Source organism: Streptomyces sp. NPDC001373, from assembly GCF_042895815.1.
Lineage (GTDB): Bacteria > Actinomycetota > Actinomycetes > Streptomycetales > Streptomycetaceae > Streptomyces.
This window is the reverse complement of the sequence record NZ_JBIAWQ010000014.1, coordinates 83249-100441: the sequence shown is the minus strand read 5'-3', so window position 1 is coordinate 100441 and position 17193 is coordinate 83249. Positions and strand designations below refer to the sequence as shown.

General features: G+C 73.0%; 13 protein-coding genes. 10 read left to right on the top strand and 3 right to left on the bottom strand.

Going from position 1 to position 17193, the window contains the following annotated elements:
• The first annotated feature begins 105 nt into the window (after positions 1–105).
• Complete coding sequence (locus ACFY15_RS27370) at positions 106–2451, top strand: Orn/Lys/Arg decarboxylase N-terminal domain-containing protein (protein ID WP_390826217.1); 2346 nt, start codon at positions 106–108, stop codon at positions 2449–2451.
• Here ACFY15_RS27370 and ACFY15_RS27365 read toward each other — a convergent pair.
• Positions 2393–3058, bottom strand: coding sequence for a TetR/AcrR family transcriptional regulator (locus tag ACFY15_RS27365; RefSeq protein WP_390826262.1), 666 nt, complete (start codon positions 3056–3058; stop codon positions 2393–2395). The two genes, ACFY15_RS27370 and ACFY15_RS27365, sit on opposite strands and share 59 nt — an antisense overlap.
• A gap of 51 nt (positions 3059–3109) precedes the next feature.
• Between ACFY15_RS27365 and ACFY15_RS27360 the strand changes: the two genes are divergently transcribed.
• Both ACFY15_RS27360 and ACFY15_RS27355 read left to right on the top strand, forming a co-directional pair.
• The gene (locus ACFY15_RS27360; protein ID WP_390826263.1) at positions 3110–3460 is read left to right on the top strand and encodes a hypothetical protein; all 351 of its coding nucleotides are present in this window, start codon (positions 3110–3112) and stop codon (positions 3458–3460) included.
• Between the two features lie 122 nt (positions 3461–3582).
• Complete coding sequence (locus ACFY15_RS27355) at positions 3583–3804, top strand: hypothetical protein (protein ID WP_390689886.1); 222 nt, start codon at positions 3583–3585, stop codon at positions 3802–3804.
• Positions 3805–3852: 48 nt separating this feature from the next.
• Here ACFY15_RS27355 and ACFY15_RS27350 read toward each other — a convergent pair whose 3' ends face one another.
• On the bottom strand, positions 3853–4314 hold the full coding sequence (locus tag ACFY15_RS27350; RefSeq protein ID WP_390826216.1) for an ATP-binding protein: 462 nt from the start codon (positions 4312–4314) through the stop codon (positions 3853–3855).
• A gap of 237 nt (positions 4315–4551) precedes the next feature.
• Positions 4552–5472 (bottom strand): SigB/SigF/SigG family RNA polymerase sigma factor, encoded by a 921-nt coding sequence (locus tag ACFY15_RS27345; RefSeq protein WP_390826215.1) that lies wholly within the window; start codon positions 5470–5472, stop codon positions 4552–4554.
• 185 nt (positions 5473–5657) lie between these two features.
• On the opposite strand from ACFY15_RS27345, the gene ACFY15_RS27340 reads away from it, so the two are divergent.
• The 7 genes from ACFY15_RS27340 (at position 5658) to ACFY15_RS27310 (ending at position 17183) form a co-directional block, all read left to right on the top strand.
• On the top strand, positions 5658–6002 hold the full coding sequence (locus ACFY15_RS27340) for an STAS domain-containing protein (protein WP_390689832.1): 345 nt from the start codon (positions 5658–5660) through the stop codon (positions 6000–6002).
• Between the two features lie 67 nt (positions 6003–6069).
• Entirely contained in the window at positions 6070–9585 is a 3516-nt protein-coding gene (locus tag ACFY15_RS27335) for a HAMP domain-containing protein (protein WP_390826214.1), read from the top strand.
• Entirely contained in the window at positions 9582–12089 is a 2508-nt protein-coding gene (locus ACFY15_RS27330) for a SpoIIE family protein phosphatase (RefSeq protein ID WP_390826213.1), read from the top strand. The genes ACFY15_RS27335 and ACFY15_RS27330 overlap by 4 nt, the downstream gene beginning before the upstream one ends.
• Positions 12090–12158: 69 nt before the next feature.
• Positions 12159–12341: an antitoxin gene (locus ACFY15_RS27325; RefSeq protein WP_390826212.1), complete on the top strand. Its 183-nt coding sequence runs from the start codon at positions 12159–12161 to the stop codon at positions 12339–12341.
• A 396-nt stretch (positions 12342–12737) separates the two neighbouring features.
• Positions 12738–13319 carry a GNAT family N-acetyltransferase gene (locus tag ACFY15_RS27320; protein ID WP_390826211.1) on the top strand — a complete coding sequence of 194 codons (582 nt, stop codon included), beginning with the start codon at positions 12738–12740 and terminating at the stop codon, positions 13317–13319.
• A gap of 75 nt (positions 13320–13394) precedes the next feature.
• Entirely contained in the window at positions 13395–14414 is a 1020-nt protein-coding gene (locus ACFY15_RS27315; RefSeq protein ID WP_390826210.1) for a polyphosphate kinase 2 family protein, read from the top strand.
• 48 nt (positions 14415–14462) lie between these two features.
• Complete coding sequence (locus ACFY15_RS27310; protein ID WP_390826209.1) at positions 14463–17183, top strand: cation-translocating P-type ATPase; 2721 nt, start codon at positions 14463–14465, stop codon at positions 17181–17183.
• Positions 17184–17193 lie beyond the last annotated feature (10 nt).

Below are 17193 nucleotides of genomic sequence, written 5' to 3'. Positions count from 1 at the left end.
GAACCACCCCCGAAGATCGCTTCCGGGTGGGGCGGGCAGGCCCAGACTGGCTCCGTCAAGCCCCGGCCGGCCGGGGCGCCCCATGACGGAAGGCGGACGGAACCCATGGCGAACGGCACGGTGCTGCTGGCGCTGCGCGAGGACCCCCTCGGCGGCGGGGTGAGCGCCGAACAACTGCGCCGGATCGGCAAGGAACTCCAGTCACGGGGACTGGAGTTGCGCCGGGCGGCGGATGCCCGGGACGCCCGGGCGATGCTCCAGACGGAGGCGGGCATCGCCGCCGCGGTGGTGGCCTGGGACCTGCCGCGCCCCACCGCCGGCGCCCCGGCCGGGGGTGCGCCCGACGTGCCCACCGGCGGGGCCGAGGTCCTGGACCGGATCCGGCACCGCTTCAAGGACCTGCCGGTCTTCCTCCTGATGACCGACAGCTCCGACCACGACCTGGAGCACCTGCCGCTGTGGGTGTCGGAGACCGTCGTCGGCTACATCTGGCCGCTGGAGGACACCCCCGCCTTCATCGCCGGCCGGGTCGCGGCCGCCGCCCACACGTACACGAAGGAACTCCTGCCGCCGTTCTTCCGCGCCCTGCGCCGCTTCGAGGACGCCCACGAGTACTCCTGGCACACCCCGGCCCACTCCGGCGGGGTGGCGTTCCTGAAGTCCCCGGCGGGGCGGGCCTTCTTCGACTACTACGGCGAGCGGCTGTTCCGTACGGACCTGTCCATCTCCGTGGGCGAGCTCGGCTCGCTCTACGAGCACTCCGGGCCCATCGGCGAGGCCGAGCGCAACGCCGCCCGCGTCTTCGGCGCCGAGCGCACGTACTTCGTGCTGCACGGGGACTCCACCTGCAACCGGATGGTGGGCCACTACAGCGTCACCTCCGACGAGATCGCCCTGATCGACCGCAACTGCCACAAGTCCGTCCTGCACGGCCTGGTCGTCTCCGGCGCCCGCCCCGTCTACCTGGTGCCCACCCGCAACGGCTACGGACTGGCCGGCCCCGTGCCGCCCACCGCCACCGACCCGGCCGCGGTCGCCGCCCGCATCGCCGCCAACCCCCTCGCCGCAGGAGCCGTCTCGCCGGACGCCCAGTACGCGGTCGTCACCAACTCCACCTACGACGGCCTGTGCTACGACACCCTCGCCGCCGCCCGGGCCCTGGCGGCCAGCACCCCCCGCCTGCACTTCGACGAGGCGTGGTTCGCCTACGCCCGCTTCCACCCCCTCTACCGGGGCCGCTACGGCATGGCCGTGGGCCCGGACACCTTCGAGGGCGCCGACCGGCCCACCGTGTTCGCCACCCACTCCACGCACAAGCTCCTCGCCGCGCTCTCCCAGTGCGCCATGGTCCATGTACGGCCCGCGCCCCGCGCACCCGTCCAGCACGAGCGCTTCAACGAGGCGTTCATGATGCACGGCACCACCTCCGCCTTCTACCCCGGCATCGCCTCCCTCGACGTGGCGACGGCCATGATGGACGGGCCGCAGGGCCGGTGGCTGATCGACGAGGCCGTCACCGAGGCGATCCGCTTCCGGCAGGCCGTCGTCCGCACCGGCCGCCGCATCGCGGAAGCGGGCGACCGCCCCGACTGGTTCTTCGGCGTCTGGCAGCCCGAGACGGTCACCGACCCCGCCACCGGTTCGCGTGTCGCCTTCGCCGACGCGCCCGTCGGCCTGCTGGCCGCCGATCCCGCCTGCTGGCAGCTCGAACCGGGCGCCGCATGGCACGGATTCCCCGACCTGACCGACGGCTACTGCCTCCTCGACCCCGTCAAGGTCACCCTCACCTGCCCCGGCGTCACCGCCACGGGGGAGACCCGGCCGTGGGGCATCCCCGCCCGGGTCCTCACCGAGTACCTCGCCACCCGCGGCATCGTGGTCGAGAAGACCGACAGCTACACCACCCTCATCCTGTTCTCGATGGGCATCACCAAGGGCAAATGGGGCACGCTGATGGACGCCCTGATGGACTTCAAGGCCCACTACGACGCCGACGCCCCGCTGGACCGGGTCCTGCCCGCCCTCACCGCACGCCACCCCGGCCGCTACCGGGACACCACCCTGCGCCAACTGTGCGCCCGGATGCACGAGCACCTCACCCGCGGGGCCTTCATCCACGCGCTCGACGAGGCCTTCCAGGAGCTCCCCGAGCCGGTGCACCCGCCCCGGCACTGCTACCAGCAGCTCATCCGGGGCGGCACCGAGCGCCTGCGCCTGGCCGACGCCGCCCACCGGATCGCGGCCGCCATGGTGACCGTCACCCCGCCCGGCATCCCCGTCCTGATGCCCGGCGAGTCCCTCGGTGCCCCGGACGGCCCCCTGCTGCGCTATCTGGGCGCCCTGGAGGCCTTCGACCGGGCCTTCCCCGGCTTCGGCAGCGAGGCCCACGGCGTCACCGTGGACCCGGAGACGGGCGACTACCTGATCGAGTGCCTTCGCACCCCGCGATAGCCGGCCGGCCTTCGACGAGGGGGGTGAGGCCGTCGAGGAGGGTTTTGAGGCCGAGCTCGAAGAGCGCGTCGAGACGCAGGTCGTAGCCGTGTTCGAAGGCGCCGACCACCTTGGCGAAGGCCGGGAAGCGGCCGGATTCCACCAGCTCCCGCAGGACGGGGGTCCGGCCGTCCATCCACTCGTCCTCCGTCTGGCCCGTGGCGGCCTGGGCGTGGGCCTCCCTCTCCAGGTGCACGGCCAGGCCCTGGACGTGGCTGTAGAGCAGGACGTGGATGCCGAAGAGGGTGGTGGGGCCGAGGCCGTGGGCGTCGAGGGCGCTGAGCACCCACTTGCCGTGCACCATCAGGTTGTGCACGGGCAGCGGGCGGGTGAGGCTGCCGGTCTGGGCCAGCCACGGGTGCTTGCGGTACAGGCCCCACAGGGTGCGGGCGCCCAGCTCGACGCGGGCGCGCCAGTCCCCGGGGGCGTCGGCGCCGTAGGACGCCTCGCCGAACGCGGCGTCGGCCATGTGCAGGACGAGGTCCTCCTTGCTCGGGACGTACCGGTACGTCGACATGGCGGCGACGCCGAGCCGGGCCGCGACGCCGCGCATGGTCAGGGCCGGCAGCCCCTCGGCGTCGGCGATGTCGGGGGCCGTCCGGGCGGCCCGCGGGGGCTGGTGGACACCGCAGCCCGCGCGTGGCGCGCCGGGCTGCCGCCGGCCCGCGTCGGCGTCGGCCTGCTGCGCCTCGCCTCCTGGCAGGCGGCCAAGTCGGGCCTGGACGGTCCGCTGCTCGACCCCCGCACCATGAGCCCCGCCCCTCCCGGGGCGGTCCTCGACGTGCTGCTGGACCACGTCCGGGACGCGCTCGACGAGAACGGCGACCTCGAACGCGTACACCAGGGGGTGGCGCGCCTGCTCGACCGCGGCAACGGGGCCCGCCCCCAGCGCCGGCTCCTGAGCACGACCGGCGATCTGCGGGCCGTGGTGGCCGAGTGCGCCCGCCTCACCACGCCGCCCGCCGGGTAGCCGGCCCCGTACGGCGTTCGAACCGGAGCATTCCGGGTAGAAGGGTCTGTCCGGCCCCCATCCCGTGCCCGCCCCCCGACGGCCGGGCCGGGCCCCGGGACTCCGACGAGGCGGTGACACCGATGTCCCAGTGCAAGATCCCCGACTACCGGACCGGCCACCGCGGCCGGCACTGGACCCATGCCCTGCGCAGCGCCCAGAAGGCCGGAGCGGTCGTCGTCACGGACGAGACCGGCGAAGCGGTCCGCTACGGCGGCGAGCGCAGCGGACCCGGCCGCTTCCGCCCCTGGGTGACCGACAAGGGCGAGCGCTACGACAGCCACGACGTCCACCCGGAGTGGTGACGGAGGGCCCCGGGCACGCCCCCGCCCCGCACGGGCGGGGGACGCGGCTCAGTGCGCGGCGGCCGGATCCGTCGCAAGCCGGGATCCGTCGATCTCCGCCCACACCACCTTGCCCTGCTCATGGGTCTCGCAGCCCCAGCGGTCGGACAGCCGGTCGATGATGTGGAGCCCGTGGCCGCCCGGAATTCCGCGCCGGGGCGAGGGGTCGCGGCGCGGCAGGGCGGTGGAGCCGTCGAACACCTCGATCCGCAGGGCTTCACCGCGGGTGAGCGCGAGGTGCAGGCAGCCGCCCGCGTGCAGGGCGGCGTTCGTCACCAGCTCGGAGACGACGAGCAGCGCGTCCTCCGCGCTCTCGTTCCCGTCCCACTCCCAGTCCCGCAGGGCCTGCCGCGCGAAGTCGCGGCCCTTCGCGACCTGGCCCCGGACACCGTCCAGCGCCAGACGGCGGCGCTGGCGCGCCGCGGTGTGCGGCTGCGGCGGACGGGCGGTCGGCGATCCGCTGCTCGTCACTGTGCTCTCACCCTCACCGTTGCATGGCTCCGTTCTCGTGGCGGCCGCATGGGCCCCCGGCTGGTTCCGTCGCTGTGCGGACCGACGCACCTGCCCCCGGCCGGGTGGGGACACCCGGCGGGCCGCGTTCGAGGGGCACTTCGAGTGCCGGACAGTGTACGTGGGCCGCGGTTCCGGAGCACCGGTCACCGGCGGCCCCGGGGGGCCGGAGGTGCGGGAAGCGGGTCCGCCGGGCCCCTACCGGGCGAGCATGCCCTCCCGCAGCCGGCCCAGGACGCGGGAGAGCCGGCGCGAGACCTGCATCTGCGAGATGCCGAGGACGGCGCCGATCTCCGACTGGGTCCTCTCCTGGCCGAACCGCATGCGCAGGATGAGCCGGTCCCGGGGATCCAGCTCCCGCAGCAGGGGGGCCAGGGTGTGGAAGTCCTCGAACAGCTCCATGGCGGGGTCCGCGTCCCCGAGCTTCTCGGCCAGGGGCCGCGCGGGCCGGCCCGTCCCCCGCGCCCCGTCCTCCTCGCAGGCGAGGTCCAGGGAGCCGCTGGTGTACCCGTTCGCGGCGATCAGACCGTCCATCACCTGCTCCTCCGGCAGCCCGAGGTGGCCGGCGAGCTCCCTGACCGTCGGGGCCCGGTTCAGCGCGTCGGTGAGGGCCTCCTGGGCCTTGGCCAGCTCGGTGCGCAGCTCCTGGAGGCGGCGCGGCACGTGGACGGCCCAGGTGGTGTCGCGGAAGTGCCGTTTGATCTCACCGGTGATGTACGGGAGCGCGAGCGTGGAGAACTCCACCTCGCGGGCGGGGTCGTAGCGGTCGATGGCCTTGATCAGGCCTATGGTGCCGACCTGGACGATGTCGTCCATGTCGATCCCGCCCCCGGCCGCCCGGGACCGGAAGCGGCGGGCGGCGTACTGCACGAGGGAGAGGTTCATCTCGATCAGGGTGTTGCGCACGTACTGGTGCTCCCGCGTCCCCTCCTCCAGGGAACGCAGCCGGGCGAGGAACAGCCGCGACAACTCCCGGGCGTCGGCGGGGGAGAGCTCCCGCGCCTGTTCCACCGGTGGGAGCGCTCCCGCCGACGGCGTTCCCTCCGTGGCCGGGGCGCAGGCCGGAGCCCGGCGGTCCGTCGGACGAACGGGGTTCACTACTGCGGCCGAACGGGACATGGTGGCCGTTCCCTCCCTGCGGTCGATGGCTGCCGCGGCCGCTCCTGCCCCGGGTTGCCGGTCCTACACCTGCGCATCGCGACCCGTTCGGTCCGCGGTGCGGCCGGACCGGGGCACGGCCCCCGGCGCGACGACCGTGCATACTCCATTCCGGAAGACGTACGGTGACGTCCGGGGAGGCGGAGATGGCCGGAGCACAGGACGCGCGGGGCGGCGGCGTGGTGGGGGACGGCTATGGGGCCGGAGCCGGCTGGGTCGTCGTGGCGCGCGGCGAACTCGACCAGGACACCCTGGCGCCACTGGAGGAGGCCCTCACCGCCGCTGCGGACCGGCACCCCCTGGTGGTCCTGGACGCGGGCGCCGTCACCTTCGGCGACTCCTCCTTCCTGAACCTGCTCCTTCGGGTGCACCGCACGACCGTCCTGCGGATCGCGGCCCCGGGCCGCCAGTTGTGCCGTCTGTTCGCCCTGACCGGCGCGGACACGGTCCTCGCGCAGTACCCCGGAGTCCGGGAGGCGCTGGCCGGCTGAGGGCCGCGGGGTCCCGCGGCGGGGGTTAGCCTTCCCCCCGTCAGGGACGGCGAGAGTGAGGTTGGCGATGGCTGAGCGGACCGGCGCGGCTGCGGCGGGCGGAGCCCCGGTGGAAGGGGGCGGGGGCGGCATCACCGAGTCGGAGCTGCGCCTGCTGCTGGCGGGGCTGACGGCCGTGCGCGACGGGGATTTCCGTACGCGGCTGCCCGACGCGGCGGACGGGCTCCTCGGGGAGATCGCCACGGTCTTCAACGGGATGGCCAACCAGCTGTCGCTGTTCACGTCCGAGGTGACGAGGGTGGCCCGCGAGGTCGGCACGGAGGGGACCCTGGGGGGCCAGGCGGACGTCCCCGGGGTCGGCGGAGCCTGGCTGGACCTCACGGATTCGGTCAATTTCATGGCCGGAAACCTCACGGACCAGGTCCGCAACATCGCCCAGGTCGCCACCGCCGTCGCCAAGGGCGACCTCTCCCAGAAGATCACCGTCACCGCGCGGGGGGAGATCCTGGAGCTGAAGACCACGATCAACACGATGGTCGACCAGCTCTCGGCGTTCGCCGACGAGGTGACGCGCGTGGCCCGCGAGGTCGGCACCGAGGGGAACCTGGGAGGCCAGGCCACCGTCCGCGGGGTGTCCGGGACCTGGAAGGACCTCACCGACAACGTCAACGTCATGGCGTCGAACCTGACGGGCCAGGTCCGCTCCATCGCCCAGGTCGCCACCGCCGTCGCCCGCGGCGACCTCTCGCAGAAGATCGACGTGGACGCGCGCGGGGAGATCCTGGAGCTGAAGACCACGATCAACACGATGGTCGACCAGCTCTCCTCCTTCGCCGCCGAGGTCACCCGCGTGGCCCGCGAGGTCGGCAGCGAGGGCCGCCTCGGAGGCCAGGCCGAGGTCGAAGGCGTGTCCGGCACCTGGAAGCGGCTCACCGAGAACGTCAACGAGCTCGCCGGAAACCTGACCCGCCAGGTACGCGCCATCGCCGCCGTCACCAGCGCGGTCGCCGAGGGCGACCTCACCCGCTCCATCACCGTGGAGGCCCCGGGCGAGATGGGCGACCTCAAGGACAACATCAACTCCATGGTCGGCTCCCTGCGCGAGACCACCCGGGCCAACCAGGAACAGGACTGGCTCAAGTCCAACCTGGCCCGGATCTCCGGCCTGATGCAGGGCCACCGCGACCTCGCGGTCGTCGCCGAACTCGTCATGGAGGAGCTGACCCCGCTGGTCGCCGCCCAGTACGGCGCCTTCTACCTCGCGGAGGACACCCCCCAGGGCACGATGCTCAGCCTCGTCGGCTCCTACGGCCGCCCCGCCCGCGACGGGGTCGCCGAACGCTTCGCCCTCGGCGAATCCCTCGTCGGACAGGCCGCCCGCAGCCGCCGCACCATCGCCAGTGACCAGGTCCCCGCCGACTACGTCATCTCCTCCGGACTCGGCCGCACCACGCCCGGCAGCCTGATGATCCTGCCGATCGTCGTCGACGACCAGGTCCTCGGGGTGATCGAACTCGCCTCTTTCTCGGCCTTCACCCCCGTACACCGCGACTTCCTCGGCCAGTTGATGGAGACGGTCGGCGTCAACGTCAACACCATCGTCGCCAACGCGCGCACCGACGAACTCCTCGGCGAGTCCCAGCGCCTGACCGCCGAACTCCAGGCCCGGTCTGCCGAACTCCAGGCCCAGCAGTCGGAGTTGCAGCGATCCAACGCCGAACTGGAGGAGAAGGCGGCCCTGCTGGCCAGCCAGAACCGCGACATCGAGGCCAAGAACCTGCAGATCGAACAGGCCCGGCAGGAACTGGAGGCCCGCGCCCAGCAGTTGTCGCTGGCCTCCACGTACAAGTCGGAGTTCCTCGCGAACATGAGCCACGAGCTGCGCACGCCGCTCAACAGCCTGCTCATCCTCGCCCAGCTCCTGGCACAGAACCCCACCCGCAATCTCACCCCGAAGCAGGTCGAGTACGCGGGCATCATCCACTCGGCCGGCTCCGACCTCCTCCAGCTGATCAACGACATCCTCGACCTCTCCAAGGTCGAGGCGGGCAAGATGGACATCCACCCCGAACGGGTCGACCTGCACCAGCTGCTGGACTACGTCGAGGCCACCTTCCGGCCCATGACCACCCAGAAGAGCCTCGACTTCACCGTCACCACCGCCCCCGACGCGCCCGCCGACCTCCTCACCGACGAGTCCAGGCTCCGCCAGATCCTGCGCAACCTGCTCTCGAACGCCGTCAAGTTCACCGAGCGCGGCGGGGTCGAGCTGCGCATCGAGCGGGCCTCCGACGCCGAGGTCCCTGCCGGGCTGCTCCACCGCGGCAGCATGATGGCCTTCCGCGTCCGCGACACCGGCATCGGCATCCCCGAGCAGCAGCTTGAGTCCGTGTTCGGCGCCTTCCAGCAGGCCGACGGCACCACCAGCCGCAAGTACGGGGGCACCGGCCTCGGACTCTCCATCACCCGTGAGATCGCCCAGCTGTTGGGCGGGGCCGTGACCGCCGAGAGCACCCCCGGCCAGGGCAGCACCTTCACCCTTCACCTCCCCGTCCACCACGCGGACTTCGAGGAGCGTTCCGGACCCCTTCCCGCGGCGGCCCGTGCCGCCGCGTTTGAACTCCCCGAGCCGCGGCGGGGGAGCGGGCCCGGGACCACCGGAGAGAGGCCGCGGCAGGACCGTCGCCTCCTCGTGATCGAGGAACGACCGAACGGCCTGCTCTCCCTCGTCGCCGAGAGCGCCGAGCGCGATCTCGTACCGCGCCGGGCCGGGGTGGGGGCCGGGGAGGAGACGGGCGTCCAGGTGGTGGGCGCCACCAGCTCCCGCGAGGCCGCCGCGGCCCTGGCGTCCGGGCCGTTCCACTGCGTCGTCCTCGAACTCGGCATGGCGGGCGGCGAGGCCATGAGGTTCCTCGACGCGCTGGACGGGGACCCGGCCTTCGGCTCGCTGCCGGTCCTGGCCCATGACAACCCCCGCCTCGACACCGACCGCGAACGGGCCCTGCGGGAGCGCGCCGCGTCCCGTCGCGTGGAGCTGCTGAGCAGCCTGGACGAGCTGCGCGAACGCATCGTGCTGCACCTGTCCGCCGACCGGCCCGGGGAGGCGGCCGCACCCGTGGACGGGCGGGCGCGGGCCGAGCGGACCCCCCGGACCCCCGACGGCCCCGACGGGGACCTCGCCGGACGCACCGTCCTCGTCGTCGACGACGACGCGCGCAACCTGTACGCCCTCAGCGGGATCCTCGAACTGCACGGCATCCGCGTGCTCCACGCCGAGGACGGCCGCAAGGGCATCGAGACCCTCACGCGCAACCCCGGCATCGACCTCATCCTGATGGACGTGATGATGCCCGAGCTCGACGGCTACGCCGCCACGGAGGAGATCCGCCGCATGCCCGTGCACGCCGGGCTGCCCATCATCGCGGTCACGGCCAAGGCGATGCCCGGCGACCGGGAGAAGAGCCTCGCCGCCGGGGCGAGCGACTACGTCACCAAGCCCGTGGACGCCGACGACCTCATGGACCGGGTCCGCCACTGGCTGACCGCTCCCGGCAGCCTCCACGAGGGGCCGGCCCCACGGTGACTCCCTCCGACACCTCCCGCCCCGGGGAACGGACGGACGGGGCGGTGCCCGGCGACCGGCCGCCGCCCTCCGTACGGGGGGCCGGCCCCACGGTGACTCCCTCCGACACCTCCCGCCCCGGGGAACGGACGGACGGGGCGGTGCCCGGCGACCGGCCGCCGCCCTCCGGCCCCCGGCAGACGCCCACCCCCCTGGGCCGGCTCGTCGCCACGGTCGAGCGCCTGCGCCGGGAAGTCCGGGAGGCGCACGCGGCCGCCGACGGCCGGGCCCTGGTCGAACTGGCCAAGGGCATCCTCATGGGGCGGCTGGACTGCACCCCCGCCGCCGCGGCCCGCCAGCTCGACGAACTCTGCCGCGAGGCCGGGCTCTCCCCCCTCGAACTCGCCGCCGACATCGTCAACCAGGCGGCCCGCGACCAGGTCAGCGAGATCGCGGCCGAGTTCGTCGAACGCACCGCGACGGCGCAGCCGGCTCCCCGGGCCGCCACCGTGGGCGTACGCCTGCGCACCGCCGAGAGCGGGGCCCTCGCCGCCGCCGACACCCAGGCCGTGGCCGAGTCGCTGCTGGCCAACGCCCTGACACCGCTGGGGGCGGTCGCCGTGGCCGTGTGGGCCGCCGCCCCCGACGGCTCGCTGGCCCTCGCCGGCCACGCCGGCTTCCCCGCCGAGGAGGCCTCGCGCTGGCGCCACGTTCCCCCGGGCGTCGCCACCGTCCCCCGCCTCGCCCTGCGCGAGCGCGCCGCCGTCACCCTCTCCGACCCGGAACGCGAGGGCCTGCCCTCCGTCGGGCACCTGCAATGGCCGCGCGGCGGCCGGATGGCCGTACCGGCGGGGACGGGAGGCCGGGTGCACGGCGTGCTCGAGGTGATCTGGCCGCACCCCCTGGCGCCGCTGCCGCCGCCAGTCCACCGCCAGGTCGAGGCGCTGGCCGAGCTGTGCGCTCACACGCTGGACACGGCACCCCCGCCCGCCGCCGCACCGGAGGGGCTCCTCCCCGACGTCTCGGAGCTCGTCGACCTCGCCGAGGGGCTGCACGACCCCACCGTCATCCTGACCCCCGTACTCGATCCGGGCGGCCGGCTGGCGGACTTCCGCATCCGCCACGTCAACAGCCGCTTCGCCGACCCCGTGGGCCGGGCGCGTGCCGACGTCAACGGCGCGCTGCTCCTGGAGGCCTACCCCACGGCCGCGGGCGACAGCGGCCTCTTCGACATCGTCGAGCGGGTGCACGCCACCGGCGAGCCGTTCCGTGCCGAACGCGTGAGCCTGACCTCGCTCGTCGACCAGATCCCGCTGACCTCGGTCGCGGACATCAGCGTCAGCCGGCACGGCGCCGCCGTCCTGCTGATCTGGCGGATCGAGGACGAGACCGCCCGGCTCGCCAACCTCCTCCAACACGCCCAGCGCCTGGGCCGCATCGGCGGGTTCGAGGAGAACCTCGCCACCGGCGGGATCACCTGGAACTCCGAGCTCTACGCCCTCCACGGGCTGCCGGGCACCGCGCCCCCGGTGCCCCTGCGGGACCTGCCCGCCCACGCCCACCCGGACGACGCCGCGGCCCTCGGACGCTTCCTGCGGGCCGTACTACGCTACCGGCGCCCCGCCTCCGTCAACCTGCGCCTGCGGCGCTCCGACGGGATCCTGCGCCACATCCGGGTCGTCGCCGAGCCCGTCCTCGACTCCGCCCAGCGGCTGCACGGCGTCCGCGGCGCCTGCCAGGACATCTCCGCTCAGCACTGGACCGAGGTGGCCCTCGCCGCGACCCGCGACCAACTCGCCCTCACCGAGGCCGAATCGGCGGAACGCAACCGCCTCGCCCTCCAGCTCCAGCACGCCATCATGCCCCCGGAGCACCACGTCGAGGCGCCGGGACTGCGCGTGGCGGTCCGCTACCGCCCCGCGGAGACGGAGTCCCTGGTCGGCGGAGACTGGTACGACACCCTGGTGCTGCCCTCCGGTCTGATCATGCTCTCCGTCGGCGACGTCGCCGGCCACGGCATCGAGGCGGCCACCGGAATGGTCGTCCTGCGCAATGCCCTGCGCGGCCTCGCCGTCACCGGCGCGGGCCCCGGCCAGCTGATGTCCTGGCTCAACACGGTCACCCACCACCTGACCAAGCAGGTCACCGCGACGGCCGTCTGCGGGCTCTACGACCCCCGCACCCGCGTCATGCGCTGGGCGCGGGCCGGCCACCTGCCGCCCGTGCTCGTCCGCAAGGACGGCGCCGAGGCCCTCCCCCTGATCGAGGGCCTGCTCCTCGGCGCACTGCCCGACGTCACCTACGCCGAGCAGGAGGTCGCGCTCGAACCGGGGGACACCCTGCTGATGTTCACGGACGGTCTGGTCGAACGCCGGGACGCCTCCGTACAGGACTCCCTGGCCCACCTGCTGGACACGGTGACCTCGGGGGCCGACGACCTGGACGGCCGGCTCGACGGGCTGCTCACCGAGAGCTGGTCCGACACCGACGACGACACCTGCGTCATCGGAGTCCGTGTCGACTGACGGGCGCGGATGCGGTGCGCCGGAAGGAGGAGGAGGCTGGGAGGGCAAGAGCCGCCTAAGGAGGACACGATGTCGATCGTCGACAAGCTCAAGGGACTGCTCGGCCAGCACCCCGACAAGGCCAAAGAAGCCGTGGACCGCGGCGGAGACATGATCGACGAGCGGACGGGGAGCAAGTACTCCGACAAGGTCGACATGGGGCAGGAGAAGGCGAACGAGTACATCGACCGGAACAGGCCGCAGCAGCCCTGACCCGGGGTCAGGGCCATCGGCCAACTCCCAAGGAAATTCTGCAAGCTGGACGGCGCGCGGATTCGCCGCCTCGCACTGCTGACTGCCCGGCTCGCGGACAGCGGCGCCCGCGCCGTCGCGGTGGTGCTCGGCGCCGGGGCGGGCCGGCTGCGGCCCTTCCCCCGGGGCCGTTGCTCAGGGTGCTGGGTGCCGCCGCCCTGCTGGCGGGAGCACTCCCGTGGACCCGTGGCACCCCGCAGGACGCCCCGGCCGCCCCGCAGGCGCCGTCGGCCCCGGTGGCCTGCGCCGACCCGGCAAAGACCGGACGGTGACGGCGCTCCGAGACCGGGTCAGGGCGTCCTCCCCCGACCCGTAAACCGATGTTCGGGCCGCTGCATCCGACCCTAGAGTGCGTCCGTGGACACCACATACGTACGCGTCGAGCCGACGCACCCGACCCACGCGGAACACCTGGTCGACTTCCTCTCCGGCGACACCTGGCCGTTCCACGTCGCGGACGTCGTGACCCGGTCCCAGGCCCGCCAGTGGGTCGAGGACGGCCGCTACGACGGCCCGGACAACCGTGCCTTCTGGATCACACGGGCCGGCGAGCGGGCCGGACTCGTCCGCCTGACGGACCTGCGCGAGGACACACCGCTGTTCGACCTGCGGATCCGCTCGCAGCACCGGGGGCGGGGCCTCGGCCGTGAGGCCCTGGCCTGGCTCACGGGCCACGTGTTCACCGAGTTCCCCGAGGTCCGCCGGATCGAGGCCACCACGCGGCAGGACAACACCGCGATGCGCCGCGCCCTCCGGCGCAGCGGCTACGTGAAGGAGGCCCACTACCGCGACGCCTGGCCGGCGGCGGACGGCCGGGTGTGCGACGCGGTCGGCTACGCGGCCCTGCGACGGGACTGGCTCGCGGGCACCGCCACGCTGCCCGACTGGGACGACGAGCCCGGTGCGGGACGGGAAGGGCGATCCCCCGCTGCGGGGTGAGCCGGGCCCGGCGGAAGCCCGGAAGGCGATCTTGGCGGGGCGACCCCAGAATGGCCACGAAAGGGGTGACAGGCCATGTCGGACGGGAGAGCCGAGCGCATCGCGGAGTTCGTCGAGCCGCTGCGGGTGGAGCCCGGGTCCAGGGTGGACCTGGAGCGGGACTTCGACCCCCGCTACAAGAGCGGCATGAAGAAGCGCGAAGGCGTCGAACTGCTGCGGATCGGGGTGTCGCTGCTCGCCGAGTACCAGACTCGGCTGGCCGCCCAGGACACGTACGGCGTCGTGCTCTGCCTCCAGGCCCTCGACGCCGGCGGCAAGGACGGGACGATCCGCCACGTCATGAGCGGGGTCAACCCCCAGGGCGTCCGTGTCAGCAGCTTCAAGGTGCCGTCAGCGGAGGAGCTCGACCACGACTACCTGTGGCGCTACGCCCAGAGGCTGCCCGCACGCGGCGAGATCGCGATCTTCAACCGTTCGCACTACGAGGAGGTCCTCGTCGTACGGGTCCACCCGGAGTTCCTCCTGCGGCAGCACCTTCCGGAGCACGGGCCCGGACGGGGCGTCGGAGACGACATCTGGGACCGCCGCTACCGGGAGATCAACCGCTGGGAGCGCCACCTCACGGACAACGGGTTCAAAGTGGTGAAGGTCTTCCTGAACCTGTCCAAGGAGGAGCAGCGCATCCGCTTCCTGAAGCGGATCGACCTGCCGGAGAAGAACTGGAAGTTCTCCGCCGCCGACGTCCGCGAGCGGAGCCGGTGGGACGACTACCAGAAGGCGTTCTCCGAGATGCTCTCCGCCACCAGCACGCGGTGGGCGCCGTGGTACGTCGTACCGGCCGACCGGAAGTGGTTCGCGCGGATCTGCGCGGCGGCGGTCCTCGCGCACACCCTGATGGAGATCGACCCCCAGTACCCCGACGTGTCGCCGGAGGTGCGCAAGGACCTCCTCGTCGCCAAGCGGGGCCTGGAGCAGGAGGCCCCCGCCGGAGCCCCGTCCGATCCGTACGCGGCCCGGCACCCGTCGTCGGAACAGGCGGGACCGCACGGCGGGAAGAAGCGCGGGAAGCGGAAGAAGCGGAGGAAGCACGGCTAGGGTGTCCGGCCCCGGATGCGTCCGCGGCCCCGGAACGGAAGGCACAACATGACGGTGCGGTCGGATTCCGTGGCGGAACCGCCCCGGGCTGCCGGTGACGGCTGGTACACGCGCTCTCCCGAGGAGGTCGCGGCGGCGTTCGGTGTCGATCCCGCGGCCGGCCTGTCCGCGGCCCGGGCCGCCGCACTCCTGGCCGCGAACGGCCCGAACGCGCTGCCCGAGGAGGCGCGCGCGCCGGCCTGGCGCCGCTTCCTGGCCCAGTACCGCAGCTACATGCAGATCGTCCTCGTGGCCGCCGCGGTCGTCTCGCTGCTCATCCAGGAGTGGACCACCGCGATCCTGCTGTTCGTGCTGACCCTGCTGAACGCGGTTGTGGGCCTGCGCCAGGAGGGCAAGGCCGAGAGCGCCATGAACGCGCTGAAGTCGATGATGAAGGCGACGGCACGGGTCCGCAGGGACGGTACGGAAGCCGAGATCCCCGCGGAACAGCTCGTCGACGGCGATGTCGTGCTCATCTCCGCCGGGGACCAGGTGCCGGCCGACGGACGCCTGGTCGAGGCCAGCGCTCTGCAGATCGACGAGTCGGCGCTCACCGGCGAGAGCGTCCCCGCCGCGAAGGAGACGGGCGCGCTGGAGGGCAGCCGGCCGGCGCCGGGCGACCGGACCAACACGGCGTTCATGAACACCCCGGTGACGCACGGCAGCGGCCTCATGGTCGTCACCGCGACCGGCGCCGACACCGAACTCGGCAAGATCTCCGGCATGCTGTCGGCCACCGAGAGGGAAGTACCGCCGCTCACCAGGGAACTCGACCGGCTGACCCTGTGGATCATCGGGGCGGCAGGCCTCACCATGGTCGTGATGTTCGCCCTGGGGCGCCAGCGGGGCCAGGCCTGGGACGCCCTGTTCGTCAGCGCGGTCTCGCTGGCGATCGCGGCCATCCCCGAGGCCCTGCCGACCGTCACCCAGGCGATCCTGTCCGTCGGAAGCCTGAAGCTGGCCAAGCGCAACGCCATCGTCAAGGAACTACCGTCGGTGGAGACCCTGGCGTTCACGTCGGCGATCAACTCCGACAAGACCGGCACCCTGACGATGAACCAGATGACGGCCGTGGAGGTGCTGAGCCCAACCGACCGGTACACCGTGTCGGGCACGGGCTACGGACTGGAGGGGAAGGTCCATCACGCCGCCGGGTCCGCCGCGGGCATCGAGGACGCGATCCTGCCCTACGTGGTGGCCAGCGACGCCAAGCTGGTCGGCGGCGAGGTGGTGGGCGACCCCACCGAGGGCGCGCTGCTGGTCCTCGCCCACAAGGCCGGCCTGGACACCGACGCCACCCGCGAGGCGCTTCCCCGGCTCGCCACCCTCCCGTTCGACCCCGAGTACAAGCTGATGGCCACCTTCCACTCGGCGACCGACGCCTCGGGGCGGCAGGTCGTGCGCTGCTTCGTCAAGGGCGCGGGCCCGGCCGTGATGGCGCGGGCGACCAGCGCCCTCGCCGCGGGCGAGACGATCCCCTGGGACGGCGAACTCCAGCGCCGCGCGGAGGCGGCGAGCGAGCGGATGGGCGGCGAGGGGCGCCGGGTGATGGCCGCGGCCAGCCGCGACCTGGACCCGGACGGGTTCGATCCGGAGGGCGACCTGCTCGGGTACGTCACCGACCTGCGGATGACCAGCCTCGTCGGCATGGTCGACCCGCCGCGCGAGGAGGCGAAGGCCGCCGTGGCCGACGCGCAGGCGGCGCACATCCGCGTCCGCCTGGTGACCGGTGACGACGTCACCACCGGGGCGGCGATCGCCCGGCAGATCGGCATCCCCGGCGAGGCCGTCCTCGGCGCCGACTTCGCGGCCATGAGCGAGGAGGAGCAGCTCGCCCGCATCGAGGGGATCGGGGTGGTGGGCCGGGTCGCCCCGGAGCACAAGGTGCTGCTCGCGAACACCCTCAAGAAGAAGGGCGAGATCGTCGCGATGACCGGGGACGGCGTCAACGACGCACCGGCCATCAAGGCGGCGGACATCGGCATCGCCATGGGCAGCGGCACGGACGTGGCGAAGAACGCCGGCCGCATGATCCTTTCGGACGACAACTTCGCCACCATCGTCTACGCCGTCGAGCAGGGCCGGACGATCTACGACAACCTCACCAAGTACATCCGGTTCGTCCTGCTCCTGCTGGTCACGTTCGTGCTGACCTTCCTGGGGGCCACCGTCTTCAACATCGCCGCCGGTGAGCCCTTCACCCCGCCGCAGGTCCTGTGGATCCACTTCGTCGTCAACGCCTCGTTCGGCTTCGCGCTCGGCTTCGACCGGGAGAGCCCCGGACTCATGCGGCGCAGACCCCGCCCGCGCGGGGAGCCGGTCCTCACGGGTTCCGTCTTCGTCACCGTCGGGCTGGGCGGGCTGGCGATCACCGTCCTGCTGCTCGCGCTGATCAAGCTCGGCGAGAACCACTGGGGCAGCACCGCCGTCGGCCAGTCGACCGCGTTCACGGCCTTCTCGCTGTGCCTGATCGTGGCCGCCTTCGAATGCCGCACCGAGACGGAGTCCGTGCTGACGACCTCCACGTTCGACAGCAAGCAGATGAACCGGGTGGCCCTGACCCAGTTCGTGCTCGCCGTGATGGTCACCCAGCTGGACGGCTTCCGCCGCCTGCTGGGGACGACCGACATCAGGGCGCGGCAGTTCGGCTGGGCGCTGCTGGCCGCCGTCGTGCTCCTTCTGGCGTGGGAGCTGGGCAAGCTCGTCGCCCGGCGGTCCAAGGCCGCCTGAGGGAAGGGCG

Bases quoted from the DNA above. Each gene is read 5' to 3' on its own strand.
- ACFY15_RS27315 (WP_390826210.1), top strand. From the start codon at position 13,395: ATGTCGGACGGGAGAGCCGAGCGCATCGCGGAGTTCGTCGAGCCGCTG.
- ACFY15_RS27325 (WP_390826212.1), top strand. From the start codon at position 12,159: ATGTCGATCGTCGACAAGCTCAAGGGACTGCTCGGCCAGCACCCCGAC.
- ACFY15_RS27340 (WP_390689832.1), top strand. From the start codon at position 5,658: ATGGCCGGAGCACAGGACGCGCGGGGCGGCGGCGTGGTGGGGGACGGC.
- ACFY15_RS27345 (WP_390826215.1), bottom strand. From the start codon at position 5,472: ATGTCCCGTTCGGCCGCAGTAGTGAACCCCGTTCGTCCGACGGACCGC.
- ACFY15_RS27370 (WP_390826217.1), top strand. From the start codon at position 106: ATGGCGAACGGCACGGTGCTGCTGGCGCTGCGCGAGGACCCCCTCGGC.
- ACFY15_RS27310 (WP_390826209.1), top strand. From the start codon at position 14,463: ATGACGGTGCGGTCGGATTCCGTGGCGGAACCGCCCCGGGCTGCCGGT.
- ACFY15_RS27335 (WP_390826214.1), top strand. From the start codon at position 6,070: ATGGCTGAGCGGACCGGCGCGGCTGCGGCGGGCGGAGCCCCGGTGGAA.
- ACFY15_RS27355 (WP_390689886.1), top strand. From the start codon at position 3,583: ATGTCCCAGTGCAAGATCCCCGACTACCGGACCGGCCACCGCGGCCGG.